The organism is Poseidonocella sp. HB161398 (assembly GCF_005870025.1).
Lineage (GTDB): Bacteria > Pseudomonadota > Alphaproteobacteria > Rhodobacterales > Rhodobacteraceae > Mangrovicoccus.
In genome coordinates, this window is the sequence record NZ_VATA01000207.1 from 1 (window position 1) to 1,646 (window position 1,646).

General features: G+C 62.5%; 2 protein-coding genes. Both read right to left on the bottom strand.

The window, feature by feature from the left end; genetic code table 11:
- Positions 1-331: 331 nt before the first annotated feature.
- Positions 332-982 (bottom strand): tyrosine-type recombinase/integrase, encoded by a 651-nt coding sequence (locus FGX59_RS39200; protein WP_240722884.1) that lies wholly within the window; start codon positions 980-982, stop codon positions 332-334.
- Between the two features lie 419 nt (positions 983-1,401).
- The coding region (locus FGX59_RS38460; RefSeq protein WP_206078564.1) for a hypothetical protein at positions 1,402-1,646 on the bottom strand (245 nt) is incomplete at its 5' end.

Sequence of the window (1,646 nt, forward strand, 5' to 3'; positions counted from 1 at the left end):
ACGCAAGCTCTCCTCGACGATGCGGACCTTGTCCGCGTCGTCCCAATGCCGTCGGCGAACGCCGTCCGCCGCTGACAGGACTTCAATCTTGGGTTCGAATATAAGGTCGCGCATAAGGTCGGACCTATCACCGAAGCGCCAAACCCGTCAGGCGGCCCTCGCCGGATGAATACAAATCAAACGCACCACCTTAGATTTAGGTTCTGGCGCCGCAAGGCGTGGGGGTTCGAGTCCCTTCACCCGCACCATCTTGATAGCAAATGGAAAACGACAGTTCGCCGTGAGGCGAAATACCGGCCTGCGCCTAGTTTTGTCAGTCGCTTTGCCACTTTCACGTTCTGTTCCCGTTCTTGTCGGTGCGTTCGCGCGCCAATTGAGTCCGGCGGCTGGCGGCCTTCTGGTTCGCACCGCGGCGGTACTTCTGGACCATCTCCAGCGTTCTGTGGCCGCTGACCGCCTGAATGTCGGCATCGCTGCATCCGGTCTCGGCCAGCTGCATGGCGGCCGTATAGCGCCATCCGTGCGGCACCAGGCGGCTGTCGCCCTCCAGCGCGTCGATCGCCTTCCTGACCTTCTCGATGGTCTCCTGCACCTGGCGCTTGCCTAGCGGCTGCGTCAGGTTCTTGGCCAGGATGTACTCGCCGCGCTTCGGCAATGTGCCGAGATATGTCTGGAGCCGGGCCGGGCAGTAGACCCAGAGGTCGGCGCCGGTCTTCTCCTGGATCACCCGCACGAAGTCGCCGTCGATGTCGCTCCACCGCATCTTGATGCAGTCGCCAAGACGCTGGCCGGTGCCGATCGCCAGCTCGTAAGCCGTGAGGGCAGTCCAGTTCTCCGTAGACCTTGCAGCGTTCTCGAAGGCGCGCAGCTTGGCCTCCGGCCATGCCTTGTATTCGCCGCCCTTGAGCTTCGGCACATCGACCACCGGATTGCGCTCGATCCAGCCGAGATCCAGTGCATGCCTGCACAGCACGGACAGCACCGCGATTCTTTCGTTGGCCTTGCTCCAGATCGAGGCCAGCTTGTCGCGCGCGGCGATGGCGTGGGTTCGCTTGAAGGCCCGAACGTCTTCCGGCCATTGTTCTCACGGATGGCCTCGCAGGGACGCCGGTAGTTTGCCTGCGTGCCCTTGCTCAGCGAGGTGAAGGTAGGGCTGAGGTAGTAGCTGCGGATCAGGGCGTTCCAAGTGGACTTGATGTTCCGTGCCTGTGCGGTCGCTTTCCCGTTCCGTGCCTGCCAGTAGGCCCGCGCGAAGTCCTCGCTGTCCGGGTCATCCGGCAACCGGATGCGGAGTTTGCCTCGCCTGAAATAGTAGTAGGTCTTACCGGCCGAATTGAAGGCATGCAGGTATTTCAGGTCCGGCCGCTTGTTCTTCCTGGTCATGGCTCAAACTCGTCCGGGTCATACTGGGGAGGTCGCAGAGCTTCGTCCAGATCGGCGACGCGCCAGCGCATGATGCCGGGCGCCAACGGACGAGGTTGCGGCAAGATTCCATCGCGCACCAAGTCGAGAAAACTGCAATACGAGGGCTTTCTGCGGCGCCAGCAGACCAACCAGATGATCCGGCAACTCTCCGATGCTGGCATGGCCTGACCGGCAGATCATGCGCCAGACCGGCCGCAGCCGGAAGCTCGTCCGGCAGGTCC